Below are 15031 nucleotides of genomic sequence, written 5' to 3'. Positions count from 1 at the left end.
ACGCTAACGGGTGGGCGCGCCCCCGTGCGAACCTGTCCCGATGCCGGACAGCCCACCGCCCGTCAGCAGGCGCGCGAACGTCGCCCGCGCCTCGCCGGGATCATACGGCCGCTCGGTCAGCAGGAAGTGGATGAGCATCCCGTCGGCCGCCGCGATCAGCGCGCGGGCCGTCGCCCCGTCGGGCACCGCCCGCCGTGGCAGCAGCCCGGTCATGCGGTCCACGCAATCGGCGGCGAGGGGCCGCAGAGCGGGCCGGCGCAGTCCCGCGAAGTACAGCTCGTACGCCAGCTCGGTGTCGGCCCGGTGCGGACCGAGGCAGTCCCCGAGGTGGTCGGCCAGCGCGCCGGCCAGCGCCTCGGTGGGCGGCCGGGCGGGGTCGACGGCGTCCAGCAGGGCGGCGAAACGGGTCAGCCAGGCGTCGTTGATCCGCTCCAGCGCGGCCGTCAGCAGCTCGTCGCGGTCCGCGAAATGGTAGGTGGTCGACCCGAGCGGCACGTCGGCGGCGGCGGCCACGGCCCGGTGGCTGAGCCCGGCGATGCCGCGCTCGGCGACCACCGTGACCGCCGCGTCCACGATGCGCCGCCTGCGGTCGGGATCGTAGCGGCGGGGCATCAGTGGGCCCCGCTGAGGTTGAGCAGGGCGACCCCGCCGATGACGAGGACGACGCCGAGCACCTTGGGGAGGGAGGCGGCCTCGCCCAGGAACAGCACGCCGATGGCGGCGACGACCGCCGTCCCCGCGCCGGACCAGATGGCGTAGGCGACGCCGACCTCCATCGCCTTCAGGGTCTGGGCCAGCAGCGTGAAGGCCAGCAGATAGCAGCCGATGGTGCCCAGGCTCGGCCAGAGCCTGCTGAATCCGTCGCTCTGTTTCATGAGCAGGGTCCCGATGATCTCCGCCGTGATCGCGGCGGCCAGCGTCACGTACATCATGTGGACGACCGTACATAACGCCCGGCCGGTGGAGTGACCGCCCTGCGCGTCTGCGGGGAACGCGCCGCGCGCCCCCGCGATCCTTAGCGGCGCGACAAGCACGAAATCCACGACACCCACGACACCCACGACAGGAGGGAGACCCCATGGCCGAGTGCGAGGTCTGCGGAAACGACTACCGGATGGCCTTCGAGGTGCGGGCCGCCGGACAGGTCCACGTCTTCGACAGCTTCGAGTGCGCCGTCCAGAAGATGGCGCCGATCTGCGAGAACTGCCAGTGCCGCATCATGGGCCACGGCCTGGAGACCCAGGACGGGCACTTCTACTGCTGCGCCCACTGCGCCCGCGCCCAGGGGCACGCCCAACTCGTCGATCACGCCTGACTGTTCGGCGCTCGGGGCACCCCGGGACCCATCCGCGGACGGACAGCGACGGCGGCGACGGCGGTGACGGGCGGCGACGGGCGGCGCGGCCCGTCGCCGCGAGCCGGGAACCACCGGGCCCGCGCACACGTCCTCCGCCATGACCAAGGTGTGTGACCAGGCGCATGACCAGGGGGCGGACGCGGGCGATGGACGGCGAGAGCGGCACGAGCGGCAGAGGCACCGGGGACGAGTGGATCGTTCCCGGCTACACCGAGACCCGGGAGCTGGGCGCGGGCGCCAGCGGCCGGGTCGTCCTGGCCGTCCACGACGCCACCGGCACCCCGGTGGCCATCAAGTACCTCAACGAGCGGTACCGGGCGAACGAGACGTTCCGCACCGCCTTCCGCCGCGAGGCCGAGACGCTCGGCGCGCTCGGCTCCCCGCACGTCGCCGCCCTCTACGAGTACGTCGAGGCGCCGCGCGCCGCCGCGATCGTGATGGAGCTGATCGACGGCGTCACGCTGCGCACCCTGATCCGCGAGCACGGCCCCACCGCTCCCGAGGCGGCGCTCGTCCTCCTCAAGGGCTCCCTGCTGGGCCTGGCCGCCGCCCACACGGCCGGAGTCGTCCACCGCGACTACAAGCCGGGCAATGTGCTGGTCGCCCTCGACGGCACGTCCAAGCTGGTCGACTTCGGCATCGCCGTGCCCAGCGGCTTCGGCGGAACGGTGGCCGGCACCCCCCGGTACATGGCGCCCGAGCAGTGGCGCGGCCTGCCCACCAGCCCGGCCACCGACATCTACGCGGCGACCGCGACGTTCCACGAATGCCTCACCGGGCGCCCGCCGTTCGGCGGCGACAGCACCACCGAGCTGATGGTCCAGCACACCACCGCGCCCATCCCGCTGGAGAACGTGCCGCCGGGCGTGCGGGGTCTGATCCAGCACGGCATGGCCAAGGACCCGGCGCTGCGGCCCGCCGACGCGACCGCGTTCCTGGCGGAGCTGGAGGAGGCGGCCACCGCCGGCTACGGCGCGGACTGGGAGGAGGGCGGCCGGCGCGCGCTCGCGGCCCTCGCCGCGCTGCTCCCGCTGCTGCTCCCCCGCCACGACATGGGCCCGGGCGGGACGACGGCCGAGGCCGAGACGGTCCTGTCCCGGCCCGAGCCCTCGCCCACGGCCCCGCCCGCACCGACCGGCCCGCCCCTCTACACGCCCCCGCCCGTCCCGTCGCCCGCCGCGCCGCCGCCCGGCACCCCACTCGGCGGGGCGCCCTGGCGCCGCCTGGTCCCGGTCGGCAGCGCCCTGCTGATCGCGCTGCTCGTGGTGCTGGCGACGGGGCTTCCGGCGCAGGGCGAGAAGGGCACGGTCGCCGAGACGGCCGCCACCAGCAGCCCCGGCCCGGCCACCGAGGACGCCGAACCCCCGGCCCCGACCCCGGAGCCGACCGAGACCGGCTCCTCTCCCGAGCCCACGGACGAGCCGACCGCCGAGCCGACCCCGGCCGCCGGGCCGACGGACCCCGTTCCCACCCCGGACCCCACCGACCCCGTCGGCCCCACGGACGAGCCGACCGACCCGCCGGTCACCGATCCGTGCGAGGGAATCACGGGAATCAGGACCATCGACATCCCGCGGATGGTCTACTCGGGGGAGAGTGTCTACACCGGCGATGTCGTCGTGACCACCTGCACCACCGAGGAGGTCGGGGTGTGGGTCGAGTGGTACGCGGTGGACGAGGAGACCGGCGAGACGATCACCCTGGAGGAGGGCAGCGTGGTCTACCTCAGCGCCGCGCGGGAGTACATGTTCACCCGGGAGACGATCAACGACGCCTACCCGTGCTACACCACGGTCTTCGAAGTGTCGGACGACGCCGACGGCGACCCCTACGCGGTGGCGGAGGCCGGAGGGAGCTGCGATTTGAGGTGACCGGACCGAGCCGGGCCGACGAGCCCACCCAGTCGCACGAGACCTACCAGGCGACCGTCCTCGACCCGGCCTGGACCGGCGACGTGCTCCGCTTCGGCCCCGGCGTGCCGACGCCGACGCCGACACCCATGCCGTACCGGGCGCCCACGCCGTACCCGCCGGGGGCCGCCCCCTACTACCCGCCGCAGACCACCTACCCGGTGATGGCCGCTCCCCCGCCGTCCCCGCCGGAGCGCCGTGGCGGCGGGCGCGGCGCCCTGCGCCGTTACGGCCCGGCCGCCATCATCCTGATCGCCGTCATCGCCTATCTGCTCTGGCAGCGCGGCGGCCCCCGCCTGGCCGTCGAGACCGTGTCCGCCGCCGCCGAGCCGGCCGCCGCCGGCTGCGACGCCGTCGTGGAGGTGACGGCGCTGGTCCGGACGAACGGCGGCCCCGGCGTGATCACCTACGAGTGGCTCCGCAGCGACGGCGGCACCTCCGGCGTCCTGCGGGAGCGCGTCCCCCGGGGCCACGACGAGGCCCGGCTGCGCCTGCGGTGGAGCTTCCAGGGCGAGGGCACCATGACGGCCACCGCCGAGCTGCGCGTCACCGCCCCGACCCGGCACACCGCCACGGCCGAGATCGCCTACGCCTGCCCCTGACCCGGCCTCCTGAGACGCCCCCCTGAGACGGGCCGGATGCCGGATGGGACGCCGACGCCGGACGCCGGACCGGGCCGGACACGCGCGTGGTCAGACGTTGAAGCCCAGGGCCCTGAGCTGCTCGCGGCCGTCGTCGGTGATCTTGTCGGGGCCCCACGGCGGCATCCAGACCCAGTTGATCTTCAGCTCGCTCACCAGGCCCTCCGTCGCCGACTTCGCCTGGTCCTCGATCACGTCCGTCAGCGGACAGGCTGCCGAGGTGAGCGTCATGTCCACCGTGGCGATGTTGTCGTCGTCGACGTGGACGCCGTAGATCAGGCCGAGATTCACCACGTCGATCCCCAGCTCCGGGTCGACGACGTCCAGCATCGCCTCCCGGATCTCCTCCTCGCTCGCCGGCGAGGTGGTCACGGTCTCGCTCATGCCGTCCTTCCCTTCAACGCGCTCTCCCGCGGCCCGGCGCCGCCGCCCAGGGCCTGGGCCGTCGCGTCCTTCCAGGCCATCCAGCTCAGCAGCGCGCACTTCACACGCGCCGGGTACTTCGAGACGCCGGCGAACGCGACCGCGTCCTCCAGCACTTCTTCCATGGCGTCGTCCGGGACGACCTGCCCACGCGACTGCATCAGCTCCAGGAAGGTCTCCTGAATGCTCACCGCCTCGGGCAGCTCCTTGCCGACGAGCAGCTCGTTCAGCACCGAGGCGCTGGCCTGGCTGATCGAGCAGCCCTGCCCCTCGTACGACACGTCGGCGATGACCTGGCCCTCATACCGCACCCGCAGCGTGATCTCGTCACCGCACGTGGGATTCACGTGGTGGACCTCGGCGTCGCCGTCGCGCAGACCGCGGCCGTGCGGATGTTTGTAGTGGTCCAGGATCACGTCCTGGTACATGGATTCCAGCTGCACGTCCTCACACCACCCTCATCCGAAGAAACGACGGACATACTCAAGGCCGGCGACGAGCGCGTCCACCTCCGCGGGCGTCGAGTACAGATAGAACGACGCTCGCGTGGTCGCGGGAATTCCGTACCGCAGGCAGACGGGCCGGGCGCAGTGGTGACCGACCCGGACGGCGATGCCCTGCTCGTCCAGCACCTGGCCCACGTCGTGGGGGTGAATGTCACCGAGGGTGAACGAGATCGTCGCGCCGCGGTCCTCGCCTGTCACCGGGCCGATGATCCGCAGGTCCGGGACCTCGGCGAACCGGTCGAGCGCGTACCGGGTTATGGCGTGCTCGTGGGCGGCGATCTTGTCCATGCCGATGGCGTGCAGGTAGTCCACGGCCGCGCCGAGCCCGACCGCCTGGGCGATCGGCGGCGTGCCCGCCTCGAACTTGTGCGGCGCCGGGGCGTAGGTCGAGGAGCTCATGGTGACGGTCTCGATCATCTCGCCGCCGCCGAGGAACGGAGGCAGGTCCTCCAGCAGCTCCTGGCGGCCCCACAGCACGCCGATACCGGTCGGCCCGCACATCTTGTGGCCGGTGAAGGCGACGAAGTCGGCGCCGAGGGACTGCACGTCCATCGGCATGTGCGGCGCGGCCTGCGAGGCGTCGAGGACGACGAGGGCGCCGACCTCCTGGGCGCGGCGGACGATCTTGTCCACCGGGTTGAGCGTGCCGAGCACGTTGGAGACCTGCATGAACGAGACGACCTTGGTCCGCTCGGTGATGACCTCCTCGATGTTCGACAGGTCGAGCCTGCCGTCGTCGGTGAGGCCGAACCACTTCAGCTTGGCGCCGGTGCGCTGCGCGAGGAGCTGCCACGGCACGATGTTGGAGTGGTGCTCCATCTCCGTGATGACGATCTCGGTGCCGGAGTCCACGCGGTAGGGCTCGTCGGCCCAGCCGAGCATGTTCGCGACCAGGTTCAGCGACTCGGAGGCGTTCTTCGTGAAGACGACCTCGTTGCGGCTGGGCGCGTTGATGAACGCGGCGACCTTGTCCCGGGCGCCCTCGTACAGCGCGGTGGCCTCCTCGGCCAGCACGTGCACACCGCGGTGCACGTTGGCGTGGTGCCGCTCGTAGTAGTCGTTGAGCGCGTCGAGCACCTGGCGCGGCTTCTGCGAGGTGGCCGCGTTGTCCAGGTAGACCAGCGGCTTCCCGTCGTGGACGGTGCGGTCCAGGATCGGGAAGTCCTTGCGGATCGTCTCGGTGTCCAGCAGGCCCGGCAGCGCCGGACCCGGATGTGTCTGTGTCATGCCCTACCCCTAGTTCGCCCCGCCGCGGCAGCGGCTGATGTGGCTGTCGCCCGCGCGGCGAGGCGCGGCCATGTCCTTCGTCTGCGGCCGGGTGGACGCCGCGCGGGCGTCGCTCACGAGGCGGCCCCCTTGGTGTAGTGCTCGTAGCCCTCGGCCTCAAGCTTGTCCGCCAGCTCGGGGCCCCCGGACTCGACGACCCGGCCGCCCGCGAAGACGTGGACGTGATCGGGCTTGATGTAGCGCAGGATGCGCGTGTAGTGCGTGATCAGCAAGGTGCCGACCTCGCCCGCCTCGCGGACGCGGTTGACCCCCTCGGAGACGATGCGCAGCGCGTCGATGTCCAGGCCCGAGTCCGTCTCGTCCAGGATCGCGATCCTCGGCTTCAGCAGCTCCAGCTGAAGGATCTCGTGGCGCTTCTTCTCGCCGCCGGAGAAGCCCTCGTTGACGTTTCGCTCGGCGAAGGCCGGGTTCATCTCCAGACGCGCCATGGTCTCCTTGACCTCCTTCACCCAGGTCCGCAGCTTGGGGGCCTCGCCGCGGATGGCGGTGGCGGAGGTGCGCAGGAAGTTGGAGACGGAGACGCCGGGGATCTCGACCGGGTACTGCATGGCGAGGAAGACACCCGCCCGCGCCCGCTCGTCCACGGACATCGTCAGGACGTCCTCGCCGTCCAGAGTGACCGTGCCACTGGTGACCGTGTACTTGGGGTGGCCGGCCAGCGAGTAGGCCAGGGTGGACTTGCCGGAGCCGTTGGGGCCCATGATGGCGTGCGTCTCGCCCTGCTTCACGGTCAGGTCGACCCCGCGAAGGATCTCTTGGGGGCCGCCTTCGCCGTCGACGGAGACGTGCAGGTCGTGGATCTCAAGCGTTGCCATGGGGATGCCTCAGGACTCCTGGGTGACGGAGACGAGCACGGCCGCGTCGGGGCCGTCTCCTTCGATCTTGACGGGGTAAACGGGGATGGGGCGGGTCGCCGGCAGGCCGGAGGGCTTGCCGGTACGCAGGTCGAAGCTGGAGCCGTGCAGCCAGCACTCGATCTGGCAGTCCTCCACCTCGCCCTCGGAGAGGGACACGTTCGCGTGCGAGCAGATGTCGTTGACCGCGAACACCTCGCCCTCGGTGCGGACGACGGAGACGGGAACGTCACCGACCTCCACGCGGCGGGGGACGTTCTCCTCCAGGTCGGCGAGGGCGCAGACGCGGGTGAAGCCGGACGCGGCAGGGGAAGCGGAGGCGGTCATGCGATCGACGCCTCCAGCTCGGCCTCCAGCTTGGCGATCAGCCGCTCCTCGACGTCGGGCACGCCGATCCGCTGGACCAGCTCCGTGAAGAAGCCACGCACGACCAGGCGGCGCGCTTCCTCGGCGGGGATACCGCGGGCCATGAGGTAGAAGAGCTGCTCGTCGTCGAACCGGCCGGTGGCGGAGGCATGGCCGGCGCCGACGATCTCGCCGGTCTCGATCTCCAGGTTCGGCACCGAGTCGACCCGCGCGCCGTCGGTGAGGACGAGGTTGCGGTTGAGCTCGTAGGTGTCGGTGCCGGCGGCGGCGGCGCGGATCAGCACGTCGCCGATCCACACCGCGTGCGCGTCCGCGCCCTGGAGCGCGCCCTTGTAGGCGACGTCGCTGCGGCAGTTGGGCGCGGTGTGGTCGACCAGCAGCCGGTGTTCCTGGTGCTGCCCCTGGTGGGTGAAGTACAGCCCGTACAGCTCGGCCTCGCCGCCCGGGCCCGCGTAGCTGACGCGCGGGTGGACGCGGACCACGTCGCCGCCGAAGGTGAGGACGACCGACTTGACCGAGGCGTCGCGCCCGATCAGCAGGTTGTGCTGGGTGCAGTGCACGGCGGTGTCGTCCCAGTCCTGCACGGAGACGACGGTGAGCTTGGCGCCGTCGCCGACCTGGAACTCCACGTTGGCGGACCGGACGGTGTCGCCGGTGTGGTCCAGGATCAGGACGACCTCGGCGAGGGCCCCGATGGCGAAGACCGTGTGGCCGTAGGTGACGCCGCCCTCGCCGTGCAGGCTCACCCGCACCGGCTGGGGCAGCACCGCCTCGGCGGGCACGGAGATGACCGTGGCCTTCTCGAAGGCGCTGAACGCCTGCGCGGCCACCCGGTCCACGGGCTTGCCCGCCCGGCCGACGCGCGGGTCGTCGCGGCCGACGGTCTCGATCGTGACGACGTCGGGCGCGTCGACCTCGATCTTCATCGAACCGTCCGCCGTCGCGGTGCCGTCGTGCAGACCCCGCAGCCGCTCCAGGGGAGTGAAGCGCCACTCCTCCTCGCGGCCGTGGGGGACGGGGAAGTCCGCCACGTCGAAGGACGGCGGGGCGCTCATGCGGGTGGCCACGGTGGAATCCGCCGCCACCGCGACGGCTCCTCCCACACTGGCACCGGCCGGGATGCTCTGGGCCTCAGCCATGGCTGTCGTCGTGCTCACTCTCTTGATCGGGCGCTTGTCTGGTCTGTCTGGCTCGGCTGCCGGGATCTGGCTCCCCGGGCGGGCGCGGGCGGCCGGGTCAGCCGACCGAGCCCTCCATCTGGAGCTCGATCAGCCGGTTCAGCTCCAGGGCGTACTCCATGGGCAGCTCCTTGGCGATCGGCTCGACGAAACCGCGCACGATCATCGCCATCGCCTCCTGCTCGGACAGGCCGCGGCTCATGAGGTAGAAGAGCTGGTCGTCGCTGACCTTGGAGACGGTCGCCTCGTGGCCCATCGTCACGTCGTCCTCGCGGACGTCGACGTACGGGTAGGTGTCGGAGCGGGAGATCGTGTCCACGAGCAGCGCGTCGCACAGCACGCTGGACTTCGAGCCCGCGGCGCCCTCCCCGATCTCGATCAGACCCCGGTAGGAGGTCCGGCCGCCGCCCCGGGCCACCGACTTGGAGACGATGTTGGACGAGGTGTTCGGGGCCATGTGGACCATCTTCGCGCCGGCGTCCTGGTGCTGCCCCTCGCCCGCGAAGGCGATGGAGAGCGTCTCGCCCCTGGCGTGCTCGCCCATCAGGTAGACCGCCGGGTACTTCATGGTGACCTTGGAGCCGATGTTCCCGTCGACCCACTCCATGGTGGCGCCCTCATAGGCCACGGCGCGCTTGGTCACCAGGTTGTACACGTTGTTCGACCAGTTCTGGATGGTCGTGTAGCGGCACCGGCCGCCCTTCTTGACGATGATCTCCACGACCGCCGAGTGCAGCGAGTCCGAGTCGTAGATCGGGGCGGTGCAGCCCTCGACGTAGTGCACGTAGGCGTCCTCGTCGACGATGATCAGGGTCCGCTCGAACTGGCCCATGTTCTCCGTGTTGATCCGGAAGTATGCCTGGAGCGGGATGTCGACGTGCACGCCCGGGGGCACGTAGATGAACGAGCCGCCCGACCACACCGCCGTGTTCAGCGCGGCGAACTTGTTGTCGCCGACCGGGATGACGGTGCCGAAGTGCTCCTGGAACAGCTCCGGGTGCTCCTTCAGCGCGGTGTCGGTGTCGAGGAAGATGACGCCCTGCTTCTCCAGGTCCTCACGGATCTGGTGATAGACGACCTCCGACTCGTACTGGGCGGCGACACCCGCGACCAGACGCTGCTTCTCGGCCTCGGGGATGCCCAGCTTGTCGTACGTGTTCTTGATGTCCTCGGGCAGGTCCTCCCAGCTCTGGGCCTGCTTCTCGGTGGACCGCACGAAGTACTTGATGTTGTCGAAGTCGATGCCGCTGAGGTCGGACCCCCAGTTGGGCATGGGCTTCTTACCGAAGAGCTTCAGCCCCTTCAGCCGCAGCTTCAGCATCCACTCCGGCTCCGCCTTCTTGCCCGAGATGTCACGGACGACATTCTCGGACAGGCCCCGCTTGGCGGCGGCACCGGCGGCGTCGGAGTCGGCCCAGCCGTATTCGTACTTGCCCAGTCCTTCGAGCTCGGGGTGGGCCGTCTCCGTGGGGAGCGTCATGCGGGGTTCCTCCCGGCGTTGCGTGGTGGTGCGGTGGTCTCGGTCTGGTGGTGGTGGTGCTGGTGCTCCGGCTTGGGCACGAACGTCGTGCACACGCCGTCGCCATGGGCGATGGTCGCCAGGCGCTGCACATGGCTGCCGAGCAGGCGGGAGAAGACCTCCGTCTCCGCCTCACAGAGCTGCGGGAACCGCGCGGCGGCGTGCGCCACCGGGCAGTGGTGCTGACAGAGCTGCTCCCCGGCGGGCGCCGGAACGCCCCGGGTGGCCGCAGCATAACCGTGATGCGTCAGCGCTTCCGCCAGCGCCCGCGCCCGGTCCTCGGGCGCGGCCCGGTCCAGGAACGGGCGGTACAGCTCGGCCTGCTCCTCGGCCCTGGCCCGCGCGAAGGCCATCACGGCCGCCGCGCCCTTCTCGCCGCCGCCGGCGGCGAGCTCGATCCAGCGCAGCGCCTCGACGGCCAGCTCGTCATAAGCCTGGTCGAACGCGCCCCGGCCCGCGTCGGTGAGGGCGAAGACCTTGGCGGGGCGTCCCCGGCCGCGCGAGCCGTAGACCCGCTTCTCGCGGGGCTCGACCAGACCGTCGGCGGCCAGGGCGTCCAGATGGCGTCGCACCGCCGCCTGGGTCAGCCCGAGCCGGTCGGCGAGCTCGGCCGCCGTGGACGGACCGTGGTTCAGAATGGAGCGCGCGACGCGCTGCCGCGTGCCGGGCTGCTCCTCGGACGCCGCGGACAGCGCGGAATCACCGGGGGCACCCTCGGCCACCGGCGCGTGCTGCTGCCCGCTCACGTTTTTCACAACGCCATTGTTGCGTAATTCCCGGGACGCGGGCAAGCCGCGTCCTGACCAGCCGGAATGCAGTGGGTCACGTAAGGCATGCCTAACCTCCGGGACCGGGGGGCGGGACGCCGCCGAAGGTTCCTAGACTCGCCCCCATGCGCAACGCAGGGGCGGAACCGGCGGTCGAAGCAGTGGGCCTGGTCAAGCGGTACGGCCGCACGACCGCGGTCGACGGCCTCGACCTGACCGTCACCCGGGGCACCGTGGCCGCCGTCCTCGGGCCGAACGGCGCCGGCAAGACCACCACCATCGAGCTGTGCGAGGGCTACCGCGCCCCCGACGCGGGACAGCTGCGGGTCCTCGGGCTCGATCCGGCCGCCGACGGCCAGGCGCTGCGCCCCCGGATCGGCGTGATGCTCCAGGACGGCGGCGTCTACCCCGGCGTCCGGGCCGAGGAGATGCTGCGCCACATCGCCCGGCTGCACGCCCACCCGCTCGACGTGGACGACCTGATCGAACGGCTCGGCCTCGGCTCCTGCGGACGCACGCCCTACCGCCGGCTCTCCGGCGGCCAGCGGCAGCGGCTGGCCCTCGCGCTGGCCGTGGTCGGCCGCCCCGAGCTGGTCTTCCTGGACGAGCCGACCGCCGGGCTCGACCCGCAGGCCAGGCACGCCACCTGGGAGCTGGTCCGCGAGCTGCGGAGGGACGGCGTCACCACCGTGCTGACCACGCACTTGATGGACGAGGCCGAGGAGCTGGCCGACGACGTCGCCATCGTGGACGCGGGCCGCGTGATCGCGAGCGGCACCCCGGCCGAGCTGTGCCGGGGCGGCGGCTCCGACGTGCTGCGGTTCGCCGGCCGCCCGGGCCTCGACCTGATCTCGCTGCGCGCGGCCCTGCCGCTGGGCAGCGAGGCGACCGAGCCGAGCCCCGGCAGCTACCGGATCACCGGCGATGTCGGCCCCCGGCTGCTGGCGACGGTCACGGCCTGGTGCGCGCAGCACGGAGTGCTCGCCGACCGGATCACCACCCAGCGGCACACCCTGGAGGACGTCTTCCTGGAGCTGACCGGCAAGGAGCTGCGCTCATGACCCTCACCACCGGCCGCCACACGCCCCGCCCGGGCGGGGCGCCGCTGGGGCGGATGATCGCCGCCCAGGCCGCGCTGGAGACGCGGATGCTGCTGCGGCACGGCGAACAGCTCCTGCTGACGGCCGTCATCCCGACGCTCCTGCTGGTCCTCTTCAGCGCGGTCGACATCATCTCGGTGCCCGCCGAGAAGGACGGCGCGGACGAGCGGGTCGACTTCCTGGCGCCGGGCATCCTCGCGCTCGCGGTCCTCTCGACCGCGTTCACCGGGCAGGCCATCGCCACCGGCTTCGAACGCCGCTACGGCGTGCTGAAGCGGCTGGCCGCCTCGCCGCTGCCGCGCTGGGGGCTGATGTGCGGCAAGACGTGCGCGGTGCTGGTCACGCTGGCGCTCCAGACGGTGCTGCTGACGGCCGTGGCGTTGGCCCTCGGCTGGTCCCCGCGCGGGAACCCGGCGGCCGTCGCCGTGCTGATGCTGCTGGGCACCGCCGCCCTGTCGGGCCTGGGCCTGCTGATGGCCGGCACCCTGCGGGCGGAGGCGACGCTGGCCGCGGCCAACCTGGTCTTCGTCCTGCTGGTCTTCTTCGGCGGCGCGGTCGTCCCTCTGGAGGACTTCCCCGACGGCCTGCGCGACGTCCTGGAGCTGCTGCCGGTCACCGCCCTGGCCGAGGGCCTGCGCGAGGTGCTGCGCGACGGCGCGGGCATGCCCTGGCCCGAGGCGGGCGTCCTGGCGGCCTGGGCGACGGCGAGCCTCGCCGCGGCGGCCCGCTTCTTCCGCTGGGAGTGAGGATCGCCTCTCCGCCTCTCCGCCCCGCCTGGCTGTCCCGCCTCTCCACTTCCCGGCCCCCCGCCTCTCCGCCCCCGCTCTCCTTGCCTCTCCGGCCCGCCCGGGCCTCCGCCTCGCCCGCCTCTCCCGGCCCTCCGACTCTCCGGCCCGGGCCGCCGGGGTTCCTCGCGCCGTGGCCCTTCTCGCCCTCCCGCCCGGGGCCTCGGCCCTCCCCTCGTGAACGCGCGCACAAGCGCGGGCATAACATGAGCGGGTGCTGAAAGCAGTGCGAAACCCCCTCGCCTTCATCGCCGCCCACTGGACCCCGCGGTCGCGGACCATCCGGCGTGCCGTGTCCGCCGCGCTCCTCATGAGCGTGGCCATCGTGGTCACCGGCGGGGCGGTCCGGCTCACCGGCTCGGGGCTCGGCTGCGACACCTGGCCCAAGTGCAGCGACCAGAGCCTGGTCGCGACCCAGGAGATGGGCCCGCACGGGCTGATCGAGTTCGGCAACCGGATGCTGACCTACGTGGTCTGCGCCGCCGTCGGCTGGGTGATCATCGCCTCCCGGGCCGCCGAGCCCGAGCGGCGCGGGCTGACCCGGCTGGGGTGGGCCCAGTTCTGGGTCGTCATGTCCAACGGCGTGCTCGGCGGCCTCACGGTGCTCGCCAAGCTGAACCCGTTCCTCGTCGCGGCCCACTTCCTGGCCGCCACCGCGCTGATCACCGTGGCCACCGTGACGTGGCAGCGCGTCCGCGAGGGCGACGACGCGCCGCGCCCGCTGGTCGGGGTCCCGGTGCGGCGCGCGGTGATCGGGCTGACCGGGCTCGCCGGGGCCCTGATCGTGGTGGGCACGGCGGTGACGGGCACCGGTGAGCACGCGGGCGACAGCAGCGACATCGAGCGGATGCCGTTCGACTGGGACACGATCACCAAGGTCCACTCCCTGCTGGCCTGGGGGGTGGTGCTGGGCACGGCGGCGATCTGGGCCGCGCTGAAGGCGGCGGACGCCCCGGCGGTGACGCGGGCCAGGGCCCGCGACCTGTTCGTGGTGCTGATGAGCCAGGGCGTCATCGGCTACACCCAGTACTTCCTGGACGAGCCCGAGGGCCTGGTCGCCCTCCACCTCCTGGGCTCGACCCTGGTCTGGATCGCGACCCTCCGCCTGTTGCTCGCCACCCGCGACCGGGGCGCGGCCCCGGAGCCCCGGCTCCCGTCCCCGGCCGAGCCACGCGAGGCCCCCGTCCCGGCCTGAGCCGCACGCCTGGCGAAGGGCTCTCACGCCTAGCAAGGGGACCTAGTAAGGGAACCTAGTAAGGGGCCTGGGCCGGCTCGGTGAGGCGGTAGATCCGGTGGGCGGTGCCGCCGGCGACCATCGCGCCGACGCGCTCGGCGTCCGCCGGGGAGTACGCGCCCTCGGTGACCCAGTCACTCAGCACCCGCCCCAGCGCCCGCTGGAACTGCCGTGCTCTTATCACGTGCAGCTCCGGCAGCACCCGGGCGCCGCTGGAGAACAGCAGCTTCGCCGAGGGCGCCTCGGCCAGGGTCCGCTCGGGCTCGGGGCCCACGTCCGCGTAGACGTGCGGGAACACGGCGGCCAGCCGGGCCGCCGCGCGGTGGTGCGGCTCGCGCGGCAGCAGGATCAGCGTGGCGCGGCCCGCCGTGGCGTGCAGCAGCGGCGTCAGCGGCACCGGATCGGCGCACCGGAGCTGGAGCGGGCGGCCGGTCTCCAGCGCGCTCCACAGCAGGTGGCGGACGAGCACCGGCTCCGGCGCCCCCCGGCCGGCCAGCCAGCGGCCCGCCGCGCGCCGCACCTCGGCCGGCTCGGGAACGCCGCCCTCGGCGACGCCGTCCGCGTCGCAGACGAAGGCCGCCGCCCCGCGCGCGGCGGCGGCGGTCAGCGCCTCGGCGATCTCGTCCAGGAACGTGTCGACGGTGCCGGTGGCGTCGGCGGCACGCGCCGCGAGCCGTTCGAGGCCCACCAACTCGTGGGCCCGGCCGCCGACCGCCGAGGCCAGTTCGTCCGGCGTGGTGACCTCCTCGGCGGGCTCCTGTCCGGGGGCGGGCCCGCTGTCGACGAGGAAAACCTTGATGCCGCTGGCGCGCAGCAGCGTCCGGCCCGCCGTGTAGGCGCCCAGCTCCCGGCGCCTGGCCAGATAGCTGACGGCCGAGCAGTCCGGTTCGAGCCCCAACAGCGGCGGGCACCAGCGGCGCACGGCGAGGCCGACGCGACTGTCGAAGAAGCTTCCGGCCGCCGCGCCCTCGCCGGGCGCGGACTCCCCGACGGCCGCCGCGAGCCTCCGCTCGAAGGCGCCGAGGCCCAGCTCGCCGTGGAGGACGCCGTGGCTGTACTGGTCCACCAGGGGCAGAGAGTGCATGTCCCCGCTCTCACGCGCGC

17 protein-coding genes are annotated in these 15031 nt (G+C 72.6%); 6 read left to right on the top strand and 11 right to left on the bottom strand.

Features of this window, described 5'->3' with window-relative positions; genetic code table 11:
- Positions 1-3 precede the first annotated feature (3 nt).
- Complete coding sequence (locus OIE51_RS22895; RefSeq protein WP_326599660.1) at positions 4-612, bottom strand: TetR/AcrR family transcriptional regulator; 609 nt, start codon at positions 610-612, stop codon at positions 4-6.
- Complete coding sequence (locus tag OIE51_RS22890) at positions 612-932, bottom strand: DMT family transporter (protein WP_326599659.1); 321 nt, start codon at positions 930-932, stop codon at positions 612-614. The genes OIE51_RS22895 and OIE51_RS22890 overlap by 1 nt, the downstream gene beginning before the upstream one ends.
- Positions 933-1078: 146 nt before the next feature.
- Here OIE51_RS22890 and OIE51_RS22885 point away from each other — a divergent pair, with 146 nt between their 5' ends.
- From OIE51_RS22885 to OIE51_RS22875, 3 genes are all read left to right on the top strand, one after another.
- Positions 1079-1315 carry a hypothetical protein gene (locus tag OIE51_RS22885; RefSeq protein WP_326599658.1) on the top strand — a complete coding sequence of 79 codons (237 nt, stop codon included), beginning with the start codon at positions 1079-1081 and terminating at the stop codon, positions 1313-1315.
- A 164-nt stretch (positions 1316-1479) separates the two neighbouring features.
- Positions 1480-3228 carry a serine/threonine-protein kinase gene (locus OIE51_RS22880; protein ID WP_326599657.1) on the top strand — a complete coding sequence of 583 codons (1749 nt, stop codon included), beginning with the start codon at positions 1480-1482 and terminating at the stop codon, positions 3226-3228.
- Positions 3225-3869 (top strand): hypothetical protein, encoded by a 645-nt coding sequence (locus OIE51_RS22875; RefSeq protein ID WP_326599656.1) that lies wholly within the window; start codon positions 3225-3227, stop codon positions 3867-3869. The genes OIE51_RS22880 and OIE51_RS22875 overlap by 4 nt, the downstream gene beginning before the upstream one ends.
- Positions 3870-3959: 90 nt before the next feature.
- Here OIE51_RS22875 and OIE51_RS22870 read toward each other — a convergent pair whose 3' ends face one another.
- The 8 genes from OIE51_RS22870 to OIE51_RS22835 all read right to left on the bottom strand — a co-directional run bounded on the left by OIE51_RS22870 (position 3960) and on the right by OIE51_RS22835 (position 10796).
- The gene (locus tag OIE51_RS22870) at positions 3960-4292 is read right to left on the bottom strand and encodes a metal-sulfur cluster assembly factor (RefSeq protein WP_326599655.1); all 333 of its coding nucleotides are present in this window, start codon (positions 4290-4292) and stop codon (positions 3960-3962) included.
- Positions 4289-4774 (bottom strand): Fe-S cluster assembly sulfur transfer protein SufU, encoded by a 486-nt coding sequence (gene sufU / locus OIE51_RS22865; RefSeq protein WP_326599654.1) that lies wholly within the window; start codon positions 4772-4774, stop codon positions 4289-4291. Before sufU ends, OIE51_RS22870 begins: the two co-directional genes overlap by 4 nt.
- Before the next feature lie 15 nt (positions 4775-4789).
- Complete coding sequence (locus OIE51_RS22860) at positions 4790-6064, bottom strand: cysteine desulfurase (RefSeq protein WP_326599653.1); 1275 nt, start codon at positions 6062-6064, stop codon at positions 4790-4792.
- A gap of 113 nt (positions 6065-6177) precedes the next feature.
- Positions 6178-6939 carry a Fe-S cluster assembly ATPase SufC gene (gene sufC, locus OIE51_RS22855; RefSeq protein WP_326599652.1) on the bottom strand — a complete coding sequence of 254 codons (762 nt, stop codon included), beginning with the start codon at positions 6937-6939 and terminating at the stop codon, positions 6178-6180.
- A gap of 9 nt (positions 6940-6948) precedes the next feature.
- Positions 6949-7305 carry a non-heme iron oxygenase ferredoxin subunit gene (locus OIE51_RS22850; RefSeq protein WP_326599651.1) on the bottom strand — a complete coding sequence of 119 codons (357 nt, stop codon included), beginning with the start codon at positions 7303-7305 and terminating at the stop codon, positions 6949-6951.
- Positions 7302-8483, bottom strand: a complete 1182-nt coding sequence (sufD, locus tag OIE51_RS22845) for a Fe-S cluster assembly protein SufD (protein WP_326599650.1) — start codon at positions 8481-8483, stop codon at positions 7302-7304. Before sufD ends, OIE51_RS22850 begins: the two co-directional genes overlap by 4 nt.
- A 97-nt stretch (positions 8484-8580) precedes the next feature.
- Entirely contained in the window at positions 8581-10002 is a 1422-nt protein-coding gene (gene sufB / locus OIE51_RS22840; RefSeq protein WP_326599649.1) for a Fe-S cluster assembly protein SufB, read from the bottom strand.
- Positions 9999-10796 (bottom strand): helix-turn-helix transcriptional regulator, encoded by a 798-nt coding sequence (locus OIE51_RS22835; protein ID WP_442811996.1) that lies wholly within the window; start codon positions 10794-10796, stop codon positions 9999-10001. The genes sufB and OIE51_RS22835 overlap by 4 nt, the downstream gene beginning before the upstream one ends.
- A 137-nt stretch (positions 10797-10933) precedes the next feature.
- On the opposite strand from OIE51_RS22835, the gene OIE51_RS22830 reads away from it, so the two are divergent.
- The 3 genes from OIE51_RS22830 (at position 10934) to OIE51_RS22820 (ending at position 13888) form a co-directional block, all read left to right on the top strand.
- Positions 10934-11869 (top strand): ABC transporter ATP-binding protein, encoded by a 936-nt coding sequence (locus tag OIE51_RS22830; protein WP_326599648.1) that lies wholly within the window; start codon positions 10934-10936, stop codon positions 11867-11869.
- Positions 11866-12654 (top strand): ABC transporter permease, encoded by a 789-nt coding sequence (locus OIE51_RS22825; protein ID WP_326599647.1) that lies wholly within the window; start codon positions 11866-11868, stop codon positions 12652-12654. The genes OIE51_RS22830 and OIE51_RS22825 overlap by 4 nt, the downstream gene beginning before the upstream one ends.
- 253 nt (positions 12655-12907) lie before the next feature.
- Entirely contained in the window at positions 12908-13888 is a 981-nt protein-coding gene (locus tag OIE51_RS22820; RefSeq protein WP_326599646.1) for a COX15/CtaA family protein, read from the top strand.
- 55 nt (positions 13889-13943) lie between these two features.
- Here the strand turns inward: OIE51_RS22820 and OIE51_RS22815 are convergent, their stop codons facing one another.
- Positions 13944-15011 (bottom strand): amidohydrolase, encoded by a 1068-nt coding sequence (locus OIE51_RS22815; RefSeq protein ID WP_326599645.1) that lies wholly within the window; start codon positions 15009-15011, stop codon positions 13944-13946.
- Between the last annotated feature and the right edge of the window lie 20 nt (positions 15012-15031).

It is taken from the genome of Streptomyces sp. NBC_01803 (genome assembly GCF_035917415.1).
Classification (GTDB): Bacteria; Actinomycetota; Actinomycetes; order Streptomycetales; family Streptomycetaceae; genus Streptomyces.
This window is presented reverse-complemented; position numbering and strand designations above follow the sequence as displayed.